Here is a 21,716-nt window from a genome sequence, read left to right on the forward strand (position 1 = left end):
GCGCCTAATTCATTGTCGGGATGACGAATTCGGCGCCATCCTTGATGCCCGACGGCCACCGCGACGTGACGGTCTTGACCTTGGTGTAGAACTGGATCGACGCTGGCCCGTGCTGGTTCAGGTCGCCGAAGCCCGAGCGCTTCCAGCCGCCGAAGGTGTGGTAGGCCACCGGCACCGGGATCGGCACGTTGACGCCGACCATGCCGACCTGCACGCGCGAGACGAAGTCGCGGGCGGTGTCGCCGTCGCGGGTGAAGACCGCCACGCCATTGCCGTACTCGTGCTCGGAGGGAAGCCGCAGCGCCTCTTCGTAGTCGTGCGCCCTTACGATGCACAGCACCGGCCCGAAGATCTCGTCGGTGTAGATCGACATCTCCGGGGTGACATGGTCGAAAAGGGTTGGGCCGATGAAGAATCCGCCCTCCAGGCTGGTGTCGCCGAACGTCAGGTCGTCGCTGGCCCGCTCGCGGCCGTCGATCACCAGCTCGGCACCGGCGGCCACACCCTGGCCGATATAGTCGCGTACCCGCGCCAGCGCAGCATCGGTGACCAGCGGGCCGTAGTCGGCCTTCGGGTCCAGGCTGTGGCCGACGCGCAGGTTGTTGATCCGCTCGATCAGCCTGGCGCGCAACCGATCCGCGGTCTGCTCGCCGACCGGAACCGCGACGCTGATCGCCATGCAGCGTTCGCCGGCGCTGCCGTAACCGGCGCCGATCAGCGCGTCGACGGCCTGGTCGAGGTCGGCGTCGGGCATCACGATCATGTGGTTCTTGGCGCCGCCGAAGCATTGCGACCGCTTGCCGGTGGCCGCGGCGGTGGAATAGATGTAGTGGGCGATGTCGGAGCTGCCGACGAACCCGACGGCCTTGATGTCGGGGTGGTGCAGGATCGCGTCGACGGCCTCCTTGTCGCCGTGCACGACCTGGAACACGCCCGGCGGCAGTCCGGCCTCCAAGAACAGCTCGGCCAACCGCACCGGCACCGACGGGTCACGCTCACTGGGCTTGAGCACGAACGCGTTTCCGCACGCCAGCGCGGGCCCGGCCTTCCATAGCGGGATCATCGCCGGGAAGTTGAACGGGGTGATGCCCGCGACCACACCCAGCGGCTGGCGCAGCGAGTAGACATCGATGCCCGGCCCCGCGCCCTCGCTGTACTCGCCCTTGAGCAGGTGCGGGATCCCGATGCAGAACTCGATGACCTCGATGCCGCGCTGGATGTCGCCCTTGGAGTCGGCCACCGTCTTGCCGTGCTCGAGCGACAGCAGCTCGGCCAGCTCGTCGCTGTTCTTGTTGACCAGCTCGATGAAGCGCATCATCACGCGGGCGCGTCGCTGCGGATTCCATGCCGCCCAATCCTTTTGGGCCTCGACGGCCGAGGCCACCGCCGCGTCGACGTCGGCCTTGCCGGCCATCGGAACCTTCGCCTGCACTTCGCCGGTGCTGGGGTTCAAGACGTCGGCGGTGCGGCCGGACTGGCCGGCGGTGCGCTTCCCATCGATGAAGTGCGGGATCTGTGTGGTCATGGTGCCCTCGAGTCGTCGTTGCGCGTCGAATACTTGCATATCCTAGTAACGCGGCTCGGGCGTTGGCAAGGCGGTCAGTGCTTGCGTACGACGCGCTCGGCCTCGCCGGGCTTCCAGATCGTGATGTCCAGGTGGCCATCGGTCACCTCGACCGCGGACGCACCGGTCAGGGCGGCCCGGTAGAAGTGATCGAACTCCTGCCCTCGAATGTCCAGGCCGGTCTGGTGGTAGAGGGCTTCGGCGAACCGTTGCTGCAAGGCCCTGTCCGGGATGTCTTCGACAACGCCGAACAGCTTCGCGTCGCCGTCCTTGACCTCGGTGTCGACGGTGGCGGTGTGCAGGCAGAAGCGCGGATCGCGAGACAGGTCATGGAATTTCGTCGTATCGGGCATGCCCACGATCCAGAGCTGATCCTCGAACACCCTCGGTTCGATCGGGCTGATCCGGGGAAAGCCGTCCGAGCGAAGCGTGCCCAGCATGCACAGGTTGCCGGTGGCGCTGTGGCGGCGGGTGAACGTGGTCGCGATTCGCGGAGCGGCCTGGGTGAACTCCCTCCAGCTGATCATGGTCGCGACCGTAGTTCAGACCGGGTAGTTTCCGGCCTCCAGGTCCTCCAGCAGGCTCGGGTGGGTAGGCCGCCAGCCGAATCTCTCCTGGGTCAGCGCGCTCGAGGCCGGCTGGTCCAGGGCGTAGACGGCGCCGAGGGGCCCGAAATGCTCGGCGGGGACCGACGCCGCGGGGAGACCGAGCTGGCGCCCGATGGTCTCGGCCAGCGCGCGCATCGGGTCACCCTCGTCGCCGACGGCGTGCGCCACCGTCCCGGGATCGGCCTGTTCGAGGACCAGGCGGAAGAGCAGGGCGGCGTCGAGGACGTGCACGGCCGGCCAGCGCTGGGTGCCGTCGCCGACGTACCCGGACACACCGGTCCCTCGGGCGGCCGCGACGAGCAGGGAGGCGAACCCGCAGGGGCCGCCCGCCCGGTGGACGGAGCGGGGGAGGCGGACCACCGCCGACCGGACGTCGTTGCCGGCCAGCTGCAGGGCGGCCCGGGCGTTGCGGCCGCGCCCGCCGATGGGTCCGTCGGTCGGCGCCGCATCACGCTCGGTGGCGACGCGGCCGGCGAGGGCCGGCGTGCCCGAGGCCATGACGAACGGCTTGCCGCTCCCGGCGAGGGCGGCGCCGAACGTCTCGACCGCGGCCGCCTCCTGGGCGATCGCCCTTTCGAAGTCGCCGAAGTGCAGGAAGGCGAGGTGGACGACCCCGTCGGACTCCTTGGCGCCGACGCGCAGGCTCTCGGGGTCGTCGAGGTCGCCGCGCAGCACGCCGGCCCCCATCTCGGCGGCGGCCCGGGCCGACGCGTCGGAGCGGGCCAGCGCCAGGACCTGGTGGCCCGCCCCGATGAGCTCGGGAACGACCGCCGAGCCGACCCCGCCGGTGGCACCCGTGACGAAAACTCGCATGACACACTCCTCCAGTGATGGGACTAATGTCTCATCACGCTACCACGATGATGGGATAAAGGTCCCATCGCTACGATGGCGGCATGCCCCGCTGGGAACCCGATGCGCGTGCGCGCCTGGTCGAGGCGGCGCTGCACCTGTTCTCCGAGCAGGGCTACGACCGCACCACCGTCGCCGAGATCGCCGATCGGGCCGGCCTGACCAAGAGCACCTTCTTCCGGTATTTCCCCGACAAGCGGGAGGTGCTGGCGGCCGGGCAGGAGACGCTGTCGCGACTGCTCACCGAGGGCATCGCCTCGGCGCCCGCGGACGCCACTCCGCTCGAGGCGGTCGCCGCCGGGCTGGAGCGCGCGACCGGGGAGCTGGCGCCGTTCAATCGCGAGCTCGCTCCGCGGGTGAAGGCCGTCATCGCCACCAGCACCGAACTGCAGGAGCGCGATGCGCTCAAGCAGGTCGGCCTCGCCGCGGCCGTGGCGGACGCGCTGCGGGCGCGCGGCGTGCCGGAGCGGGTGGCCGCCCTGGCCGCCGAGCTGGGTGGGCTCGCGTTCAAAGAGGCGTTCGCCGAATGGGTTACGGCCGACGGTGACCGGAGCCTGGGCGAATTGGCCCGCGCGGCCCTGGAGGACCTGCGCACCGCGGCGGCCGAAATCCGCTGAACCGACCCCGGGCCGATTAGCCTTGAGCCCGTATGCGCACCATCGAGGCCGACTACCTGGTCGTCGGCGCGGGCGCCATGGGGATGGCGTTCATCGACACGCTGGTCACCGAAACCGAGGCACGCGTGGTGCTGGTGGACCGCAACCATCAGCCGGGTGGGCACTGGACCATGGCCTACCCGTTCGTGCGGCTGCATCAGCCGTCGGCGTTCTACGGCGTCAACTCGCTGCCCCTGGGCAGCGACACGATCGACCAAGTCGGTTGGAACCAAGGGCTTTACGAGTTGGCGACCGCGGGCGAGGTCTGCGCCTACTACGACCACGTCATGCGCCAGCGGTTGCTGCCCACCGGGCGCGTCTCCTACTTCCCGATGAGCGAATACTCCGGTGACGGCCGGTTCACCACGCTGGCCGGGACCGACTACGCCGTCCACGTGACGCGCCGCATCGTCGACGCCACCTACATGCGCGTCGTGGTGCCCTCGATGCGGCCGCCGCCGTACCGGGTGGCGCCCGGCGTCGACTGCGTCGCGCCCAACGAGCTGCCCCGGCTGGCGGCCCGCCCCCGTTACGTCGTCGTCGGGGCCGGCAAGACCGGCATCGACGTGTGCCTGTGGCTGCTGGGCCAGGGCATCGCACCGGAGCGGCTGACGTGGATCATGCCGCGGGACTCGTGGTTGCTCGATCGCGCGACGCTGCAACCGGGATCGCCGTTCGCCGAGAAGATCAAGACCGCCGTCACCGCGCAGCTGCGGGCGATCCGCGACGCGGCGTCGGTCGACGACCTGTTCGCCCGCCTCGAGGAAGCCGGCGCGCTGCTGCGCCTCGACCCGGCGATCCGGCCGGCCATGTACCGCTGCGCGACCGTCACCCACGCCGAGTTGGAGCAGCTGCGGCGCATCACCGACGTGGTGCGCATGGGCCACCTGCTGCGCGCCGACGCCGGCGAGGCCGTCCTCGAGGGCGGCACCGTGCCCGTGGACGCCTCGGCGCTGTACGTCGACTGCACCGCCGACGGCGCCGAGAAGCGGCCCGCCACACCGATTTTCGACGGCCATGGCATCACGCTGCAAAGTGTGCGCGGCTGCCAGCAGGTGTTCAGCGCCGCGCTGGTCGCCCACGTCGAGGCCGCGTACCCCGACGACGCCGTGAAGAACGAGCTGTGCGACCCGTTGCCGCATCCCGACACGGACCTGGACTGGCTGCGCATCACGCGGGCCTACTACCGCAATCAGCTGCGCTGGCTCGAGGACCCGCAGTTGACCGCCTGGCTCGCGGCGGCGCGCCTGGACGTCTTCGGCCGCCTGCTGGGCGACTCGCTGGCGCCCGCGTCGGCGAAGCCGCGGGTGCGGGAGAGGCTTCTGGGCATGGCCAAGTCGGCCCTGGCGGCCGCCGCCGCGAAACTGGACGAGCTGATGGCCCTGGAAGCCGACGCGTGTAACCCGGTCCGATATTGAATCGGTGAAGGAGGACCGTGGCGGCGCAAAACGACCCCAAGGAACCGCTAGTCTCGCGACCGCTGCGCGCGGTGCCCGACAGCGGTTTTGAAAGCTATCCCGACTGGGAAGCGGTGTACTCCGACAATGCGTCGTGGGTGTACCGCACGCTGTTCGCGCGGGTGGGCAACCGCGCCGACGCCGAGGACCTCACCGCCGAGGTGTTTCTGGCGGCGCTGCGGCCGCTGCGCCTGACGGCGACCGTCGGCGAGGTGCGCGCCTACCTGCGGGCCACGGCCAGGACGGTGCTGGCCGCGCACTGGCGCGAGACCATGGGCCGGGAGATAACCTCGATCGACGACATCGAACAACCCCCCGAGAGCGAGGAAGCGATCAGCACCGCGCCCCAGCGCGTCGCGCGGGTTCTCGACGGTCTGCCGGACCGGTATCGCCAGATACTCGAAAGTCGTTTCCTGCAAGGAAACTCGATCAAGGACTCCGCCGCCGCGCTTGGGATCAGCGTCGCCAACGCCAAGGTGCTGCAGCACCGCGCCCTGCGGCTGGCGGCGCAGGTCAACGATGGAGGTCCACGATGAACGCGCGAGGGATGCGGCGCTATGTCGATGACCTGTTGCGGGGGCGCCGCCCGAAGCCGTTTGCGCCCGACGACTTCGAGGCGGCGCAGATCCGCACGGCGATCGAGCTGCGGGCGGCGGGGCAGGCGGACGCCGAGCCGCGCCAGGAGTTCCTCGCCGACCTGCACCGGCGCCTGGCGGAGCAGATGGACGGCGCGCCGGCGCCGGTGCCCAAGCAGAGCACCACGCGCCGACAGGTCATCGTGGGCACGTCGGCCGCCGCGGCCGCCGCGGCCGCCGCGGTGTCCATCGATCGTGCCCTGATCGGCAGCCCCGCGCAGGGCCCCGCGGTCGCGGGTGAGTTGACGCCCAACGACGGCAGCTGGCAGCGCGTCGCGTCGAGCGCGGAGGTGCCCGACGGCGTCATGCATCCGTTCGACCTCGGCTCGGTCAGCGGGTTCGTCCACCGCGTCGACGGCAAGCCCCAGGCCATCTCCGGCGTCTGCACCCATCAGGGCTGCCGGCTCTGGTTCGACGCACAGGACGACGCGCTGCACTGCCCGTGCCACACCACGTCGTTCTCGCCCAGCGGGCAGGTGCGTACCCATCAGCTGCCGATCGCCCCAAAGCCCTTGCCCGAGCTGATGGTTCGCGAGATCGACGGCGTGATCGAGGTATTCGCCCCGCCGCGTCGCGACGTGTAACCCGCCGCCATATCTCTTGGCATGAACATCGCCAAGCTTCGAAAACATGCGGTCGCGGCGTCGGCCGTCGGGGTGCTGCTGGCCGGCTGCTCGTCGTCGCCGCCCGCCGCGCAGGCGCCGTCGGTGACCTTCGGATCGAATGCCAGCGGCACGCCGGGGATGAGCACGGCGCCGGTGACGGGGTCGCCGGCCGCGGCCGACGGCGACGCGGTCACGATCGACAACTTCGCGTTCGCGCCGGCCACCCTGACCGTCAAGGCCGGCAGCACCGTCACGTGGACCAACAAAGACGAGGAACCGCACACGGTCGCCGCGGCCGACGGGTCGTTCAAGTCGCCCGGGATGGGGACGGGTGCGACCTTCTCGCACACCTTTCCCACCGCGGGGAAGTTCGACTACGTCTGCTCGATTCACCCGATGATGCACGGCACCGTGGTGGTGACGGGATGAACGATCCGAACACCATGACGCGCCGCCAGCTCATCCGGCACTCGGCGTGGTTCGGCGCGGCGGTCGGCTTCGCCGTCGTCGGCGGCGAGGTCATCTCGCACGTCGCCGGGACGGCGTCGGCGTCGCACACCGGCGCTCGGCCCACGCTGCGCTTCGCCCAGGTGAGCGACAGCCACATCGGCTTTTCCGGCCCGCCCAACCCGGACGTCGCCGGCACCTTCGGCCACGCGATCGATCAGCTCAACGGCCTCGGCTACACACCGGATTTCGTCATCCACACCGGCGACCTCACCCACCTGTCGACCCCCGCGCAGTTCGACCAGGTCAAGCAGATGCTGACCAAGGTGCAATCGCCGCATGTGTTCACGGTGCCCGGCGAACACGATTCGGTCGACGACGCGGGGCAGAAGTACCGCAGCGTGTTCGGTGCGGGGACCCGCGGCGACGGGTGGTACAGCTTCGACGTCGCCGGTGTGCACGTGATCGCGCTGGTGAACACCCTGAACCTGAAGAAGCTCGGGCATCTTGGCGTCGACCAGCTGGAGTTCGTCGAGAAGGACGTCGCGGGGTTGTCCAGCGATACGCCCATCATCGTGTTCAGCCACATCCCGTTGTTCGCGATGTACCCGGACTGGGGCTGGGGCACCGACGACGCCACCCAGGCGTTGAGCTACCTGAGCCGGTTCTCGTCGGTAACCTGCCTCAACGGGCATGTGCACCAACTGTTTTCCAAGACGGAGGGCAACGTCACGTTCTACAGCGGGACGACGACCGCCTACCCGCTGCCCCACCCCGGTGACGGGCCGGCGCCCAAGCCGATCACGCTGCCGGCGGGCAAGTTGCACGACGCCCTGGGGATCCGCGAGGTCAACTACACCAAGGGCCAGGCCGCCCTCGCACTGAAAGAGACCAAGCTGCAATGAAAATCTTCCTCCGGCTGGCGCTGGCCGCGTCCCTGGCCGTCAGCGCCTTCAGCCACGCCTACCTGTATGTCCACGGCTACCAGCACATCCCGATGATCGGCACCAGCTTCCTGATCCAAGCCAGCGTCTCGTTCTCGCTGGCCCTGCTGGTGGCCGCGGGCGGTCCGTGGTGGGTGGAGTGGTCGGCCGCCGCGTTGGCGGGCGGATCCCTGGTCGCCTTCGCGCTGTCGAGAACCGTTGGGCTCTTTGGCTTCACCGAGCGCGGGTGGGACCCCGCGCCGCATGCGGCACTGTCCGTGGTCTCCGAAGCGCTGTGCGTGCTGCTGTGGGCGGTTGCCTTGACCGGGGCGCTCCGGCCAAGGCGCAATTTTACGGGCCTTGCTGATCGAAGACTGTCGTCCCTTGGCCTGCCGGGCTGAACGACATATAGATGGGCATCTGCGTGTAGGGGTAATTGCCGCTGTTGAAATCGACAGTGATGCCTGGAGCGATATTGACGCCTTGAATGGTGTACGGGGTGTACACGGTCCCGGTGGTGCTGGTGATCGTCTGCGTGTAGAGCGTCGTCACCTCACCTGGCGCGGTTTGGACGCCGACGGTGAGCGACGTTCCGACGGGTATGTCGGCGCCGAGCGGCTGGTTGGGGAATAGGGAAGCGGGAACGAATCCGCTCGCGCCGCCCGAATCGATGAGGCCGGTGATGGGCTGCCACGTATTTCCACCATCGAGCGATAGCGTCAGTCCGGTGCCGAAGGGCACTCCGGGAACAGAGGCGAAGCCCGGTAGAGGATTGGGTCCGAACTCGAAATAATGCCGGGGCTGGTTGATGAGGAGGCCCTGATTGAGCGGGTCCGGCAACGCCTGCAGGGAGGTGGTGGGGAAATCGCCCTTGGCGAACGAATTTTCTCCGACGCCGATCAGGGCCCGCCATTGGTTCTGCGGGACTGTGGTGGTGATGCCTTGGTTGGTGGTCGTTTCGTTCGTGACAACGCCAATCGTGGTGGGATGGGTGATTATCCCATTGCCGAAATTCAGCTCGCCGTAGTACAGGTCGTAGGTGTCGGTCCGGGTATACGGGCCCGTGCCGAAGGAGACGGTTTTATTTGTTGCGATCGGGGCGCCGAGGGCCGCTACATTGACGTATTGCTTTGGCACCAAGGTGTAGGTGGCACCCGAGTCAACCGTCGCCCACACGGGTGTGCCGCCCTCTACGGTGACTTCGAAGCGCGGTTTGTTGACATTCATCTGGAGGTCGACGATGGGGTCGCCGCCAGGTGCGCCGGTGGCGCCGGAGTGGCCGAATTCGCCGCCGGTACCGCCGTGGCCGCCGGCACCCGAGAGGACGCCGCCCTGGCCGCCGGCGCCGCCGTTGCCGACCCACAGCCCGCCGTTGCCGCCGGTGCCGCCCTGGCCGGCTCCCAGCATGGTGCCCGTGCCGGTCGGTGTGGCGGGGCCCGGTTCGCCGCCGAGGCCGCCGGTGCCCCCGGCGCCGAACCAGTGTGCGCTGCCTCCGGTCCCGCCCGGGGCGGTGGGTCCGCCGATGCCACCGGCGCCGCCGTTGCCCCACAGCCAGCCCCCGGCGCCGCCGGTCCCTCCCGGCGCGGCCCAGCCGCCCATGCCGCCGGTGCCGCCCCTGCCGATCAGTCCGGCCGGACCGCCGGCCCCGCCGGGCACCCCGAGCGCGATGCTGTCCCCACCGTTTCCGCCGTTGCCCCACAGGATTCCGCCGGCCCCACCGGGTGTTCCCACTCCCTCGGCGGTGGTGGTTCCGTTGGCGCCGTTGCCGATCAGCGGGCGCCCCAGGAGCGTGTCGGTCGGCGCGTTAATCAGGTCCAGGGCGTCCTTCTCGAGGGCCCGCAGCGGCGCCGCGAACGCGCGCTCGGTGCCCGCGTACGCGCCCGCGCCCGCCTGGAGAGTCCGCACCAACCCGGTGTGAAACGCCGCGGCCTGCGCGCTGAGTGCCTGATATGCCGAGCCGTGCTGGGAGAACAGTGCCGCGATGGCCGTCGACACCTCGTCTTCGGCGGCGGCCAGCAGCCCCGTCGTGGACGTGGCCGCGGCCACCTGGGCCGCACTGATCGTCGAGCCGAGGCTCTCCAAACTTGTTGCGGCGTCGGTCACCAATTCGGGAACCGCGATCACAAACGACATCCAACCCTCCAGCAGTAGCCAAGGCATAAGGTCGCGGGCCCGATGTGCGACATGCGGACAATAGCAGTCCTCGTCGCGGAAGCGTTTATTTTCAACGCATTTAAGTATCGAAGGTCATTGTCCCGAAACCGGTTGGGCTGTAGGAGAAGTAGATCGGATGCTGGAGGAACGGCGCGATCCCGGTGTTGAAGAAACCCCCCAGTAAACTCGACGCGACGCTCGCCTGTTGTGCCCCGACCGTCGTGGTGTACAGCAGCGTCGTCACGGGGCTGGTGCTCGGCGGGCCGCCGGGATTGACCCCGACGCCCAGAATGGCGGGCAGCTGTGCGGTCGAATACGCGACGCCATTCAGGATCGCGGAGGTGACGACGGCGACGGTGGCCGGCGCGGTGACAATCCCGTTGCCGAAATTCACTGTGTCGACTAGGTTTTGAAGTTCTCGATCAGCTGGTTGCCGGGTTCGCCGTAGGTGACGCTGCCTTGCCCGGCCACCGCGCCGAGGCTCTGCGTGTTCACGTCTTGCGGCGGCAGAATAGCCCCCTGGACCCGGTGTCCACGATTGCGGGCACCGTTGGCCCGCCGCCGACCGACACGCTCGCGTAGAGGTCTTGGCCCTGCAATTGGATCGGACCGTGGCCGGGCCCGGCGCTTTGCCGCCGCCTCCTAGGCCGGGTCACGGCTGATCGAAATAGATCGTCCCCTGACCGTTCGGGCTGTATGAGAAGTAGATCGGAATCTGCTTGAAGATATAGTTTCCAGTGTTGAAGAACCCGGGGTCGGCGGGGGGAACAACATTCTGGGCCACGGTGACCTGCATCGAATCCGCGGCCAGCGTCTCTGTGTAGAGCGGCTGGTTGATGCCTTGGATACTGACCTGAATAGTCGTTCCCTGCGGCAGGTACTGGCCGGGGGTGTAGCCGGGGACGATGTCTTGCGGGATGTTGCCGCCATTGCCTCCGGTATCGACAATGGCATCGGTGAGAGGTTGGAGCGGCCCGCCGTTCACCGACACCTGCAAGGCGTTGGTGAACGGCGCCCCCGTAATCGAGGCGAACGCGGTTCCCGGGTTGGAGCCGAATTGCACAAACGGATGCGCCGTGGCCTCGTTGACGAACACACCCTGACCGAGGACACCCGGCAACTGCTGTACGGGACTGGTGGTGAAATATGGGGAATCTTGCGTATTGGCTCCCACACCGAGGACGATTTCGGTCGGCGTGTGGGGCACCTCGTTGCGCGTCTCGGCGGTGATGACGCCGATGGTCATCGGCTTGCTGACGATTCCGTTCCCGAAGTTCAGCGACGCGGTGTACGGGGTGTAGGTGTCGACCGTTCTGTCTTCCGGCGGGCCGAAGGAATAGGTCCGCGACGGGCCGATCGGGTTCCCGAGGGACTGCATGTTGACATCGGCCTGTGGGAAGAGGGCGGCGGTGGACCCGGTGTCGAGCAACGCCTGCACGGTCGGTCCGTCGTTGACGGCGACCGCTACCGTGGGCCGCCCGACACCCCCGTTGACACCGTTCAAGGCGATGCTGGCCTGGCCGCCTCCGGCGCCCACCGTGCCGGAGTGGCCGAAGAATTGGCCGCCGGGGCCGCCGGTGCCGCCGGCGCCGGTGATCACCCCGCCGGTCCCGCCGGCGCCGCCGTTGCCGGCCAGATGCCCGCCGGCACCGCCGATCCCGCCGTTGGCGAAGGCGCCACCGATTCCGCCGGCGCCGCCGTTGCCGAGCCACTGCGCGTTGCCGCCGGTGCCGCCGTTCGCGAATGGGCCGCCCGTGCCGCCGAAACCGCCGTCGCCCCATAGCAAGCCGCCGGTGCCCCCGGTCCCGCCGCTGCCGCCGGGGCCGCCCGCGGCGCCGGTGTTGAATGTCCCGCCCTGGCCGCCCATGCCGCCGTGGCCGAAGAACAGCGCGTTGCCGCCGGCACCGCCGGTCCCGGTCGGCCCGCCGAGACCCCCGACGCCGCCGTTGCCCCACAGCAAGCCGCCGGTGCCCCCGGTCCCGCCGGACCCGCCGAAGCCGCCCATCCCGCCGGTGCCGCCGGAGCCCAGCAAGCCGGCCGGACCGCCGGCACCGCCGGGCGCGCCGGCGGCGAAGCTGGCGCCGCCGTGACCGCCGTTGCCCCACAGGATTCCACCGGGCCCGCCGGCCGAACCCACGCCTTGGTCACTGGTGGTGCCGTCGACACCGTTGCCGATCAGCGGGCGCCCCAATGTCAGCTCGGTGGGCGTGTTGATCGCGGTGAGGACGTCCTGCTCGAGGGTCTGCAGCGACGCGGCGCTGGTGGTCTCGGCGGCGGCGTAGGCGCCCGCGCCCGCATTGAGGGTCTGCACCAGCTGGGCGTGGAATGCCGCGGCCTGCGTGCTGAGTGCCTGATATGCCGTGGCGTGCTGGGAGAACAGTGCCGCGATGGCCGTCGACACCTCGTCTTCGGCGGCGGCCAGCAGCCCCGTCGTGGGCGTGGCCGCGGCCGCCTGGGCCGCAGTGATCGTCGAGCCGAGGCTCTCCAAACTTGTTGCGGCGTCGGTCACCAATTCGGGAACCGCGATCACGAACGACATCCGCTCCTCCAGCAATAGCCAATGCAGCAAGTGGTCGCGGGCCCGTTGTGCGACATGCGGACAATAGCAGTACTCGTCGCGGAAGCGTTTATTTTCAACGCATTTAGGTATCGAAGGTGATTGTCCCGAAACCGGTTGGGCTGTAAGAGAGATAGATCGGATGCTGGAGGAACGGCGCGATCCCGGTGTTGAAGAAACCCCCCAGTAAACTCGACGCGACGCTCGTCTGTTGCGCCCCGACCGTCGTGGTGTACAGCAGCGTCGTCCCGTCGGGGGTGTAGACGGAGACGGTGGTTCCCGCCGGAAGGTATCCACCCGAGTTGGGCGGCCCCAGGTTGTCGGGCACGGAGCCGCCCAGACCGCCGGAATCGATGTACGCGCCGGTGGTTTGTTGCAGGGCGCCGTTATTGATCCGGATGTCGAGGGTGGTGATCGGGGCCCCCGTCACCGACGCGTACGACGGTAGCGGGTTGGGACCAAAGTTGACGGTCCTCGCGGGCTCGTCGATGAGCAGACCCTGACCGAAGGCGCCCGGCAACGCCGTCACCGGGCTGGTGCTGGTCGGACCGTAGCCGTTGGCGCCGACGCCCAAGATGGCGGGCGCCTGCGATGCCGGATAGGAGAAGATGAAGTTCTGGGTTACGGAGGTGACGACGGCGACGGTCGTCGGTGCGGTCACGATTCCGTTCCCGAAATTCACCGTCGTCGTGTAGGTGTCGTAATTCTCGGTCAGGTAGTTGCCGAATCCGCCGTACGTGATGCTGCCGTGTCCCGTGGCGGTGCCGAGGCTCGCGATGTTCACGTCCTGCGGCGGAAGAATGAGACCGCGCGACCCGGTGTCGAGGATCACCGGGACAGTCGGCCCCCCGCCGACCGAGATATTCACATACAGGTCTTGGCCTTGCAGCTGGAGCGGGATGGTGGCCAGGCCGGGAGCGCCCGTGGCCCCGGCGGCACCCCACAAAAGGCCGCCGGGGCCGCCGGCACCGCCGAGCGCGGCGGGGCCACCGGTACCGCCGTTGCCGCCGTATCCGGCGAGCAGACCGGCGGCACCGCCCGCACCGCCGGGCGCCCCGGCGGCGGTGCTGTTGCCGCCGTTGCCGCCGTTGCCCCACAGCAGGCCGCCGGCGCCGCCCGGGGTCCCCACCCCCTGGGCATTCGTTATGCCGTTGGCGCCGTTGCCGATCAGCGGGCGTCCCAGCAGCGAGTTGGTCGGGGCATTGATCAGCCCCAGCAGGTCTTGCTGGAGTGTCTCGAGCGGCGTGGCGTTGGCCGCCTCGGTGGCCGCGTAGGCACTCGCGCCCGCGTTGAGGGTCTGCAGCAGTTGCGTGTGAAACGCCGCGGCTTGGGCGCTCAGCGCCTGATACGCCGAGGCGTACTGAGAAAACATCCCCGCGATGGCCGTCGACACCTCGTCGCCGGCCGCCGCGAGCACACCGGTCGTGGGCGCCGCGGCCGCCGCCTGGGCCGCGCTGATCGTCGATCCGATGTTCACCAAAGTTGTTGTCGCATCAGACATTACGTCCGGAACCGCCAACACAAACGACATCCGACCCCTCCAGTAAAGGCACGTGAAGCGGTCGCGGCCCGACTACAGCGACAAGCGGATATTAACGGTTCTATCTGGCGAAAGCGGTTATTTTCGGCGGGAATTCGGCCGCGCGGCGATGGTCAGGAGGGTGGGGGCTGCATTGCGCGCAAGCGTTTCAGCGTGTGTCGCGCGGCCTGCGCCGAGATGGCCGGCGAGAGGCGATCAAGGTACCAAAATGCCTTCCACCACGCCGGCACGATGATAATCGCGTCATTGCGGGACACGGCGCGAAGGACGCGCTCGGCGAACTTCTCGGGTGCCATGGGCCGCATCGGCTCCCAAAACTTGAGCAGCGCCTCGTCGCTGGCGCCGGTCTTGGTCATCCGCCCGTAGGTGCCGCCGGTGAGGATCGGGGTCCGGATGGCACCGGGACACAGCACCGACACCTTGACGCCATGGTGTTCGGCCTCCGCCCGCAGCGCGCGCGAGATCGCGACGACGGCGTGCTTGGCGGCGGTGTAGCTCACCGCGCCGGGGGAGGGGAGCAGGCCGGCCATCGAGGCCGTGTGCACGATGTGGCCCGAGCGCTGCCGGATCATGATCGGGTACGCCGCCTGGATGCCGTTCACCACGCCGTGCAGGTTCACGTCGAGGACGTCGTTCCAGTCGTCGAGCGTGTACGAGTCGACCTCGCCGCCCACCCCGATGCCGGCGTTGTTGAACAGGTAGTCGATCCGCCCGGATCGCTCCGCCGCCGCGGCGACGGCGCGCTCGAACGCCGGGTAGTCGCGCACATCGAGCTCGATCGCGTGCGCCTTGGCGCTAAGGCGCTGCGCCAGTTCCTGCGCCGCCTCGAATTGGCGATCGGCGATCCAGACCTCGGCGCCCCCGTCGGCCAACCTGGTGGCCAGCGCGGCGCCGATGCCCGACGCGCCACCGGTGACGAACGCGACCCGCCCGGTGAAGCTCACGCTTCGTTGATTTCCCCACGCAGGCCGGCGGCGAATTTTTGCGTCTCCTCCCAGGTGGGCAGGAGGCCGGCGGCGCGCACCTCCTCGAAGCTGGGCGCCACGGCGTCGCGGTCGGACAGCGTGGGGGCGGCGCCGTCGACCGTCGGCCAGTCGATCGCCAGAGTCGGATCCATGGCAGAGATGGTGTGCTCGCGCTGCGGGTCGTATTCCGACGAGCACAGGTACACGACCGTCGAATTGTCTTCCAGCGCAAGGAATCCGTGCCCGAGGCCCTCGGAGATGTAGATCGTCCGGCGGTCCTGGTCGTCGAGCAGGACCGAGTCCCACTGCCCGAAAGTCGGTGACCCGACGCGGGTGTCGACGACGACGTCGAAGACCGAACCGGACGCGCAGGTCACGTATTTCGCCTGGCTGGGTGGAACCTGCGCGAAATGCACGCCGCGTAGCACGCCGGCCGAGGACACCGAGCAGTTGGCCTGCCGGACGTTCAGGCGGTGGCCGGCGAACGCGGTGAAGTCGCGGTCGGTGAGCCACTCGAAGAAATAGCCGCGGGGGTCGCCGTGAATGGTTGGGGTGATTTCCCAGGCGCCCGGGATGGCGAGCTCTCGAACCTTCATGTCACTGACCCCGTTCCTCGTAGCGGCCCTCGGTGGCCTCCTTGAGGGGCCGCCACCATGACTCGTTCGCGCGATACCAGTCGATGGTGGCGCGCAGGCCTTCCTCAAAGTTGGCATGCTTTGGCGTCCAACCCAATTCGTTGTACAGCATCGTCGGGTCGATCGCATACCGCAGGTCGTGGCCGACGCGGTCGGTGACGTGGTCGAAGTCGTCGGGATCGCGTCCCAGCGCCTGCAGGATCGCGCGCATGACGGTCAGGTTGTCGCGCTCGCCCTCGGCGGCGATGAGGTAGGTCCGGCCGTTCTCGCCCTTTTCCAGGATTCGCCGGACCGCGCTGTTGTGGTCCTCGACGTGGATCCAGTCCCGAACGTTGGCGCCCGCGCCGTACAGCTTGGGGCGGCGCCCGGTGAGCACGTTGGTGATCTGGCGCGGGATGAACTTTTCGACGTGCTGATACGGGCCGTAGTTGTTCGAGCAGTTGGAGATCGTTGCGCGCACGCCGTAGGACCGCACCCAGGCCCGGACGAGCAGGTCGCTGGCGGCCTTCGTCGCCGAGTAGGGGCTCGAGGGGTTGTAGGGCGTCGACTCGGTGAACCGGCTGGGCTCGTCGAGCTCCAGATCGCCGTAGACCTCGTCGGTGGAGACGTGGTGCAGCCGGACGTCGTGGCGCCGCACCGCCTGCAGGATCGCGAAGGTCCCGACCACGTTGGTCTGCAGGGTCGTCCACGGGTCTTCGAGGGAGTTGTCGACGTGGGTCTCGGCGGCGAAGTGCACGACCGCGTCGGACTCGGCGACCAGCGCCGCGACCAGCGCGGCGTCGGCGATGTCGCCCTTCACCACCGTGATTGCGTCCTCGACGTCGGCCAGCGACTCGCGCCGCCCGGCATAGGTGAAGGCGTCGAGCACCGTCACGGAATCCTCGGGATGCTCCCGCACCGTGCTGTGCACGAAATTCGCGCCGATGAAGCCCGCGCCCCCGGTGACCAGCAATCGCATGGTCACACACCCTAACCGAGCGGGGTTATCAGTTTGGGGGAGTTAGCCCCAATGGGCCGGCCAGCTCGCGAAGCGCCGACACCAGCGCCTCGTCGTTGGCCGTCCCCAGCACCTGGATCGCCACGTGGTCGGCGCCCGCTTCGCAATGTTCACCGAGACGCCGCGCGATGTCCTCCGGGGTGCCATGGGCCACCACCGCGTCGATCAGCCTGTCGCTGCCCGGGCTGCGGACATCGTCCTGGGTGAACCCCAGCCGCTGCCAGTTGTTCACGTAGTTGCTCAGCTTCAGGTAAAAGTCGGCGGTCCGCCGGCCGATCGCGCGCGCGTCCTCGGGGTCGGTGGACAGCACCACCTTGTGCTCCGGTGCGAGGAACACCGACCCGCCCACCTGTTCGCGCGCCTTGGCCGTGTGTTCGGGCGTGGTCAGGTATGGGTGCGCGCCGGCGGCGCGTTCGGCCGCCAGCCGCACCACCCGCGGCCCGAGCGCCGCGAGCACCCGCCGGCTGGTGGGCACCATCGCGGCGTCGAGGGCGTCGAGGTAGCCGACCAGGGCGTCGTATGGCTTGACGTACTCCTCGGTGTGCTCCCGGTGGCCCACCCCGATGCCGAGCAGGAACCGGCCCGGGTGGGCGCCCTCGATGCGGGCGAACGAGTCGGCGACCGCCGGTGCCGGCGCCGACCAGATGTTGACGATGCCGGTCGCCAGCTGCAGCGAGCTCGTCCGTTCCAGGGCCGGCTCGACCCAGGCGAGTTCCGCGTCGGGCGAGCCGCCGACCCAGACGGCGCCGTACCCGAGCGCCTCGATCTCGGCGGCCAGGTCGGGCGAGATCGAGCGGGTGCCCAGCCAGACGCCAAACCGCCCCAGGTCGGGTTTCAGTGCAACTGCCTCGCTCATCCAGATCCCCCTCGCGTCCGCTAGCTCAGTCCGAGCGGCCCCGCCAATTCGGCCAGCGCCGAGACCAGGTTTTCATCCTTGGTGAGGACCTGCACGGGCACGTGGTCGGCGCCCGCGTCGAGGTGCTCTTTGAGCCGCGCCGCGATCTGCTCCGGCGTGCCGTAGGCCACCACCGAGTCGACCAGCCGGTCGCTGCCCGGGCGGGTGACTTCCTCCTCGGAAAAGCCCAGCCGCTTCCAGCTGTTGCGGTAGTTGGCCAGGTTGAAGTACATGTCGAGCGCCCTGCGGCCGACGGCGCGGGCCTGCTCCGGGTCGGTGGTCAGCACCACCTTGTGTTCGGGCGCCAGGAACGCCGAGGGGCCGATCAGTTCGCGGGCCTGCGCGGTGTGCTCGGGGGTGGTCAGGTAGGGGTGCGCCCCGGCGGTGCGTTCGGCCGCCAGCCTCAGCACCCGGGGGCCCAGGGCCGCCACCACCCGCCGGTCTGCGGGCACGCCGTGCTCGTCGAGCTGCTCGAGGTAGTTGACCAGGGCGTCGTAGGGCTTTTGGTACTCGCCGATGACCTCGCGGTGCCCGACGCCGATGCCCAGCAGGAAGCGGTCGGGGTAGGCCGCCTCGATGCGGTGGAACGACTCGGCCACCGGCCCGGCGGGCGCCGTCCAGATGTTGACGATGCCGGTGGCCACCTGCAGGGTGGTCGTCGCCTCCAGGATTGGTTCGACCCAGGCCAGCTCGGCCGGCGGGGAGCCGCCCACCCAGACGGCCCCGTAACCCAGGGATTCGATTTCTTTGGCTTGCTGGGGCGTCACGCCGCGTCCGAACGATCCGAACCGGCCGAGGTTGGGCTTGGTCATGGTTGTTCCCAACCGGGCGGGTGATGCGGCTATTCCGGGAGGTCCGGCCCGTCCATGTCTGACGCCGGCGGCGGGTCCAGCGGCAGCAGCACGATGAAGCGCGTGTCACCCGGAACCGATTCCACGCGCAGGTCGCCGCGATGGTTCTTGACGACAATGTTGAACGCCAGGTCCAGCCCCAGGCCGGTGCCTTCCCCGACCGGTTTGGTGGTGAAGAACGGTTCGAAGATGCGCTCCCGCACGTCGTCGGGGATCCCCGGCCCGGTGTCGCAGATCTCGATTCGCGCCATGTTGCCCTGCCGGCCGGTGCGGATGGTCAGGGTGCCGGGACCGTCGCCCATCGCGGCGAGCGCGTTGTCGATGATGTTGGTCCACACCTGATTGAGATCGCCTGGGTAGCAAGGGATTTGGGGAAGCGATTTGTCGAATTCCTTGACCACCTGAATTTTGGCGTCGGCGCTGGCATGCGGGCCCAACCGGTCGGCGAACATCGTGAGCGTGCTGTGCAGCAGTACGTGGACGTCGGCCACCTGGAAGGGGGCGCGGTCCATCTGCGAATACTGCTTGGCGTCGGCGACCAGCGCCGAGATCCGTTTGCTCGCCTCCAGGAGCTGGTTCAGCAGCAGCTCGCCCTCGACGGTGTAGGTCAGCCAGCGGATGGCCTTCTCCAGCGAGGTCGATGATCCGAGTTCGTCGGTCGCCGCCGCGATGCGCTCCAGCCAATCGGTGTCGATGCCGCCCTCGACGAACGTCGGGGCGATGTCCCAACCGTCCTCGACGCCATGGTCTTCCAGCCATTCGCCGACCGCGTCCTCCAGGTCGGCCGTCTCGATCGCGGTCATGTTCGCCGACGCCGATTTGGCCACCTGGTCGGCGACCTCTTCTTGCAGCCGCACCAGCGCCCGCAGGGCCTCGGGGGTGACGGTCCCGTCGGCGAGCATGGCGAGTTTCTGGCGCATGCCGGCCACCCGTTGACGCAACTCGGAGGCCGCGCGGACGGTGGCGGCGGCCGGGTTGTTCAGCTGATGGGTCAGCCCGGCGGACAGCTGGCCGAGCGCGAGCAGCTTCTCCCGGTTGTCGATGATCCGGCGGGTGCGCTCCAGGCCGACGGACATCCCGTCGAGCAGGTGAACCGCCATCGGGAACTGGTCCTGCATGAACCGGGCGAACGCGGGCGCGTCGAGCACGAAGAACCGCGACGGCCTGGTGACGTAGACGCTGGCGTCGTAGCTCTGGTGCTGCAGGTTTCCGGTGAACGCCCGCCACGCGCCGCAGTAGACCCCGCGCTGCGAGGTCCGGTTGGTCTCGATCTCCTGGCCGCCGGACAGCTTCGACATCGCCAGCTCGCCCTCGATCAGGACGTACAGGCAGGTGGCCGGTTCGCCCTCGACGCAGATCGGCCCGGGCTGGTACTCCTCGATGTGCCCGCTGGCGCACAACGCTTCGAGCTGCTCGTCGGAGAGGGCCTCGAACAGGAAGAGGGTGCGCAGCTCGCTGGGCGCGCACGGCGTCTCGGTCATGATTCGGCGAGGTAGCGGTGCACCAGCATCACCGCCATCGATCCCTCGCCGACGGCGGCGGCGACGCGTTTGGCGGACTCCGCCCGGACGTCGCCGGTGGCGAAGACGCCGGGGACGCTGGTCTCCAGGTGGTGCGGCGGCCGGTCCAGCGTCCAGCCGCACACGTTGCGCAGGTCCGGTCCGGTCAGGATGAAGCCGTGGTCGTCGCGGGCGACCACGCCGTCCAGCCACTCGGTGCGCGGCGCGGCCCCGATGAAGATGAACATCCGCGCGCAGGTGACGTCCTCGGTGTCCCCGGTCCTGTTGTCGACCAGGGTCAGCCGCTGCAGGTGGTCATCCCCGACGGCGCGGCGCACCTCGGTGCACGTGCGCACGGTGATGTTGGGTCGCTGCTCGATCTGCTGGATCAGGTAATAGGACATCGAGGCCTCCAGCGACGGGCCGCGCACCACGATGGTCACCGACTTGGCCTCGCGGGACAGGTACATCGCGGCCTGCCCGGCGGAGTTGGCCCCGCCGACGACGTAGACCTCCTCGCCCGCGCATTCGGACGCGACGGAGACGGCCGCCCCGTAGTAGACGCCGCGGCCGGTCAGCTCGCCGCAGCCCTCGGCGGGCAGCTGGCGGTAGGCGACGCCGGTGGCCAGGATGACCGCGTGGGCGTCGATGGAGCCGCCGTCGGCGAACCGCACGGTGCGCTTGGAACCGTTCACCTCCAGCGCCGTCGCGGTGCGGGCGGTGATGAGTTCCGCGCCGAACTTCTCGGCCTGCCGGCGCGCGCGCTCGGCCAGCTGGCCGCCCGACACCCCGTCGGGGAAGCCGAGGTAGTTCTCGATGCGTGAGCTCTGGCCGGCCTGCCCGCCCGTCGCGGTGCGTTCGATCAGCACCGTGCGCAGCCCCTCGGACGCGCCGTAGACGGCGGCGGCCAGGCCCGCCGGCCCGCCGCCGATGACGATCAGGTCGTAGAACTCCTGCGACGGCGTCGTGGTGAGGCCCAGGGTGTCGGCCAGCTCGGCGTCGGTCGGTTCGACCAGGGTGTCGCCGCGCTCGGTGACGACGACCGGAAGCCGCAGGCAGTCCGCCCCGGCGGCCTTCAGCAGCCGCTCGCCGTCGGGATCGTCGGCCATGAACCACGAGTAGTGCAGCCCGTTGCGGGCCAGGAAGTCGCGCACCTGCCAGGACCGCTCCGACCAGCGGTGCCCGATCACCTTGGTGTGCGGGATGGGGTGTTCGGGCGCCGCCCGCCAGGCGTCCAGCAGCCCGTCGATGACGGGATAGAACTTCTCCTGCGGCGGGTCCCACGGTTTGAGCAGGTAGTGGTCGAGGTCCACGACGTTGATCGCGTCGATGGCGGCGTGGGTGTCGGCGTAGGCGGTGAGCAGCACCCGCCGCGCCGCCGGGTACAGGTCCATCGCCTGTTCGAGGAATTCGATGCCGCTCATCTGCGGCATCCGGTAGTCGGCGATGAGCACCGCGACGGTCTCGCCCCGCAGCTTGAGCTCCTTGAGCGTCTCCAGCGCGTCGGGGCCCGATTCGGTGCGCACGATCCGGTGCCGGTCGCCGTACTGGCGGCGCAGGTCGCGCGCGACCGCGCGGGAGACCGAGGGGTCGTCGTCGACGGTCAGCAGGACGGGTTTGCGGGGCTCTGCGGTAGTGTCTGCGGGGCTGCTCATCGCCGTCAAGTATGCGCTCGTCAGGCGCGGTTCGGCAGGTCGTGCGGACCGGCTGGATTTCTCTGGCAGCGATTTTGGGTAGGGCCCATTACCAGGTAGCATTGACCAACGGTGCGGTTTCCGCGCCGACTTTTTGTGTGCCCAGTCCCTAGGAATTTCCTGTCACCGGCTCACGTTCGAAGTCGGTGTGTATTTCGCGCCGACACGGGCGCTAAAGCGAA

21 protein-coding genes are annotated in these 21,716 nt (G+C 69.1%); 7 read left to right on the forward strand and 14 right to left on the reverse strand.

The annotated features are described in order from the left end of the window. Positions 1-4: 4 nt before the first annotated feature. The 3 genes from A9X00_RS23345 to A9X00_RS23355 all read right to left on the reverse strand — a co-directional run bounded on the left by A9X00_RS23345 (position 5) and on the right by A9X00_RS23355 (position 2,985). Positions 5-1,525, reverse strand: coding sequence for a CoA-acylating methylmalonate-semialdehyde dehydrogenase (locus tag A9X00_RS23345; protein WP_067158847.1), 1,521 nt, complete (start codon positions 1,523-1,525; stop codon positions 5-7). Positions 1,526-1,599: 74 nt separating this feature from the next. Then, positions 1,600-2,091 carry a pyridoxamine 5'-phosphate oxidase family protein gene (locus A9X00_RS23350; RefSeq protein ID WP_067158848.1) on the reverse strand — a complete coding sequence of 164 codons (492 nt, stop codon included), beginning with the start codon at positions 2,089-2,091 and terminating at the stop codon, positions 1,600-1,602. A 15-nt stretch (positions 2,092-2,106) separates the two neighbouring features. After that, on the reverse strand, positions 2,107-2,985 hold the full coding sequence (locus tag A9X00_RS23355; protein ID WP_067158849.1) for an SDR family oxidoreductase: 879 nt from the start codon (positions 2,983-2,985) through the stop codon (positions 2,107-2,109). A gap of 83 nt (positions 2,986-3,068) precedes the next feature. On the opposite strand from A9X00_RS23355, the gene A9X00_RS23360 reads away from it, so the two are divergent. Genes A9X00_RS23360 through A9X00_RS23390 form a run of 7 tightly spaced genes read left to right on the forward strand, consistent with a single transcriptional unit; the run spans position 3,069 to position 8,148 of the window. After that, on the forward strand, positions 3,069-3,641 hold the full coding sequence (locus tag A9X00_RS23360) for a TetR/AcrR family transcriptional regulator (RefSeq protein WP_067158853.1): 573 nt from the start codon (positions 3,069-3,071) through the stop codon (positions 3,639-3,641). Positions 3,642-3,673: 32 nt separating this feature from the next. Then, on the forward strand, positions 3,674-5,098 hold the full coding sequence (locus A9X00_RS23365) for an NAD(P)-binding protein (protein WP_067158854.1): 1,425 nt from the start codon (positions 3,674-3,676) through the stop codon (positions 5,096-5,098). A 17-nt stretch (positions 5,099-5,115) separates the two neighbouring features. Further along, the gene (locus tag A9X00_RS23370; protein WP_067158855.1) at positions 5,116-5,673 is read left to right on the forward strand and encodes an RNA polymerase sigma factor; all 558 of its coding nucleotides are present in this window, start codon (positions 5,116-5,118) and stop codon (positions 5,671-5,673) included. Then, positions 5,670-6,356: a Rieske (2Fe-2S) protein gene (locus A9X00_RS23375; protein ID WP_067158856.1), complete on the forward strand. Its 687-nt coding sequence runs from the start codon at positions 5,670-5,672 to the stop codon at positions 6,354-6,356. Before A9X00_RS23370 ends, A9X00_RS23375 begins: the two co-directional genes overlap by 4 nt. Before the next feature lie 21 nt (positions 6,357-6,377). After that, on the forward strand, positions 6,378-6,806 hold the full coding sequence (locus tag A9X00_RS23380; RefSeq protein ID WP_067158857.1) for a cupredoxin family copper-binding protein: 429 nt from the start codon (positions 6,378-6,380) through the stop codon (positions 6,804-6,806). Then, a complete protein-coding gene (locus A9X00_RS23385; RefSeq protein ID WP_067158858.1) occupies positions 6,803-7,729 on the forward strand; it encodes a metallophosphoesterase in 927 nt (308 codons plus the stop codon). The genes A9X00_RS23380 and A9X00_RS23385 overlap by 4 nt, the downstream gene beginning before the upstream one ends. Then, on the forward strand, positions 7,726-8,148 hold the full coding sequence (locus A9X00_RS23390) for a hypothetical protein (RefSeq protein ID WP_067158859.1): 423 nt from the start codon (positions 7,726-7,728) through the stop codon (positions 8,146-8,148). The genes A9X00_RS23385 and A9X00_RS23390 overlap by 4 nt, the downstream gene beginning before the upstream one ends. On the opposite strand, the gene A9X00_RS32575 is transcribed toward A9X00_RS23390, so the two are convergent. From A9X00_RS32575 to A9X00_RS23445, 11 genes are all read right to left on the reverse strand, one after another. Continuing rightward, positions 8,099-9,880, reverse strand: coding sequence for a PE domain-containing protein (locus A9X00_RS32575; protein WP_067158925.1), 1,782 nt, complete (start codon positions 9,878-9,880; stop codon positions 8,099-8,101). The two genes, A9X00_RS23390 and A9X00_RS32575, sit on opposite strands and share 50 nt — an antisense overlap. A 100-nt stretch (positions 9,881-9,980) precedes the next feature. Then, positions 9,981-10,295: a hypothetical protein gene (locus A9X00_RS23400; protein WP_067158861.1), complete on the reverse strand. Its 315-nt coding sequence runs from the start codon at positions 10,293-10,295 to the stop codon at positions 9,981-9,983. A 258-nt stretch (positions 10,296-10,553) separates the two neighbouring features. Then, the gene (locus tag A9X00_RS23405) at positions 10,554-12,440 is read right to left on the reverse strand and encodes a PecA family PE domain-processing aspartic protease (RefSeq protein WP_082975462.1); all 1,887 of its coding nucleotides are present in this window, start codon (positions 12,438-12,440) and stop codon (positions 10,554-10,556) included. A gap of 103 nt (positions 12,441-12,543) precedes the next feature. Continuing rightward, complete coding sequence (locus A9X00_RS23410) at positions 12,544-13,989, reverse strand: PecA family PE domain-processing aspartic protease (protein ID WP_067158863.1); 1,446 nt, start codon at positions 13,987-13,989, stop codon at positions 12,544-12,546. A 122-nt stretch (positions 13,990-14,111) separates the two neighbouring features. Beyond that, a complete protein-coding gene (locus tag A9X00_RS23415) occupies positions 14,112-14,942 on the reverse strand; it encodes an SDR family oxidoreductase (RefSeq protein WP_067158865.1) in 831 nt (276 codons plus the stop codon). Continuing rightward, positions 14,939-15,559, reverse strand: a complete 621-nt coding sequence (rfbC, locus tag A9X00_RS23420) for a dTDP-4-dehydrorhamnose 3,5-epimerase (RefSeq protein WP_067158866.1) — start codon at positions 15,557-15,559, stop codon at positions 14,939-14,941. Before rfbC ends, A9X00_RS23415 begins: the two co-directional genes overlap by 4 nt. A gap of 1 nt (position 15,560) precedes the next feature. Continuing rightward, positions 15,561-16,556 (reverse strand): dTDP-glucose 4,6-dehydratase, encoded by a 996-nt coding sequence (gene rfbB, locus A9X00_RS23425; protein ID WP_067158926.1) that lies wholly within the window; start codon positions 16,554-16,556, stop codon positions 15,561-15,563. A gap of 28 nt (positions 16,557-16,584) precedes the next feature. Then, positions 16,585-17,451, reverse strand: a complete 867-nt coding sequence (locus A9X00_RS23430) for an LLM class F420-dependent oxidoreductase (protein ID WP_067158867.1) — start codon at positions 17,449-17,451, stop codon at positions 16,585-16,587. 20 nt (positions 17,452-17,471) lie between these two features. Next, entirely contained in the window at positions 17,472-18,302 is an 831-nt protein-coding gene (locus A9X00_RS23435) for an LLM class F420-dependent oxidoreductase (RefSeq protein ID WP_067158874.1), read from the reverse strand. A gap of 29 nt (positions 18,303-18,331) precedes the next feature. Continuing rightward, positions 18,332-19,822: an ATP-binding protein gene (locus A9X00_RS32580; protein WP_067158881.1), complete on the reverse strand. Its 1,491-nt coding sequence runs from the start codon at positions 19,820-19,822 to the stop codon at positions 18,332-18,334. Beyond that, positions 19,819-21,495, reverse strand: coding sequence for an FAD-dependent oxidoreductase (locus A9X00_RS23445; protein ID WP_067158882.1), 1,677 nt, complete (start codon positions 21,493-21,495; stop codon positions 19,819-19,821). Before A9X00_RS23445 ends, A9X00_RS32580 begins: the two co-directional genes overlap by 4 nt. Between the last annotated feature and the right edge of the window lie 221 nt (positions 21,496-21,716).

It is taken from the genome of Mycobacterium sp. 1245805.9, assembly GCF_001672915.1.
GTDB lineage: Bacteria > Actinomycetota > Actinomycetes > Mycobacteriales > Mycobacteriaceae > Mycobacterium.

Excerpts from the sequence above, each read along its gene's own strand:
- A9X00_RS23345 (WP_067158847.1), bottom strand. The coding sequence starts at position 1,525 with ATGACCACACAGATCCCGCACTTCATCGATGGGAAGCGCACCGCCGGC.
- A9X00_RS23350 (WP_067158848.1), bottom strand. The coding sequence starts at position 2,091 with ATGATCAGCTGGAGGGAGTTCACCCAGGCCGCTCCGCGAATCGCGACC.
- A9X00_RS23355 (WP_067158849.1), bottom strand. The coding sequence starts at position 2,985 with ATGCGAGTTTTCGTCACGGGTGCCACCGGCGGGGTCGGCTCGGCGGTC.
- A9X00_RS23360 (WP_067158853.1), top strand. The coding sequence starts at position 3,069 with ATGCCCCGCTGGGAACCCGATGCGCGTGCGCGCCTGGTCGAGGCGGCG.
- A9X00_RS23365 (WP_067158854.1), top strand. The coding sequence starts at position 3,674 with ATGCGCACCATCGAGGCCGACTACCTGGTCGTCGGCGCGGGCGCCATG.
- A9X00_RS23375 (WP_067158856.1), top strand. The coding sequence starts at position 5,670 with ATGAACGCGCGAGGGATGCGGCGCTATGTCGATGACCTGTTGCGGGGG.
- A9X00_RS23380 (WP_067158857.1), top strand. The coding sequence starts at position 6,378 with ATGAACATCGCCAAGCTTCGAAAACATGCGGTCGCGGCGTCGGCCGTC.
- A9X00_RS23385 (WP_067158858.1), top strand. The coding sequence starts at position 6,803 with ATGAACGATCCGAACACCATGACGCGCCGCCAGCTCATCCGGCACTCG.
- A9X00_RS23390 (WP_067158859.1), top strand. The coding sequence starts at position 7,726 with ATGAAAATCTTCCTCCGGCTGGCGCTGGCCGCGTCCCTGGCCGTCAGC.
- A9X00_RS32575 (WP_067158925.1), bottom strand. The coding sequence starts at position 9,880 with ATGTCGTTTGTGATCGCGGTTCCCGAATTGGTGACCGACGCCGCAACA.
- A9X00_RS23405 (WP_082975462.1), bottom strand. The coding sequence starts at position 12,440 with ATGTCGTTCGTGATCGCGGTTCCCGAATTGGTGACCGACGCCGCAACA.
- A9X00_RS23410 (WP_067158863.1), bottom strand. The coding sequence starts at position 13,989 with ATGTCGTTTGTGTTGGCGGTTCCGGACGTAATGTCTGATGCGACAACA.
- rfbC (WP_067158866.1), bottom strand. The coding sequence starts at position 15,559 with ATGAAGGTTCGAGAGCTCGCCATCCCGGGCGCCTGGGAAATCACCCCA.
- rfbB (WP_067158926.1), bottom strand. The coding sequence starts at position 16,556 with ATGCGATTGCTGGTCACCGGGGGCGCGGGCTTCATCGGCGCGAATTTC.
- A9X00_RS23430 (WP_067158867.1), bottom strand. The coding sequence starts at position 17,451 with ATGAGCGAGGCAGTTGCACTGAAACCCGACCTGGGGCGGTTTGGCGTC.
- A9X00_RS23435 (WP_067158874.1), bottom strand. The coding sequence starts at position 18,302 with ATGACCAAGCCCAACCTCGGCCGGTTCGGATCGTTCGGACGCGGCGTG.
- A9X00_RS32580 (WP_067158881.1), bottom strand. The coding sequence starts at position 19,822 with ATGACCGAGACGCCGTGCGCGCCCAGCGAGCTGCGCACCCTCTTCCTG.
- A9X00_RS23445 (WP_067158882.1), bottom strand. The coding sequence starts at position 21,495 with ATGAGCAGCCCCGCAGACACTACCGCAGAGCCCCGCAAACCCGTCCTG.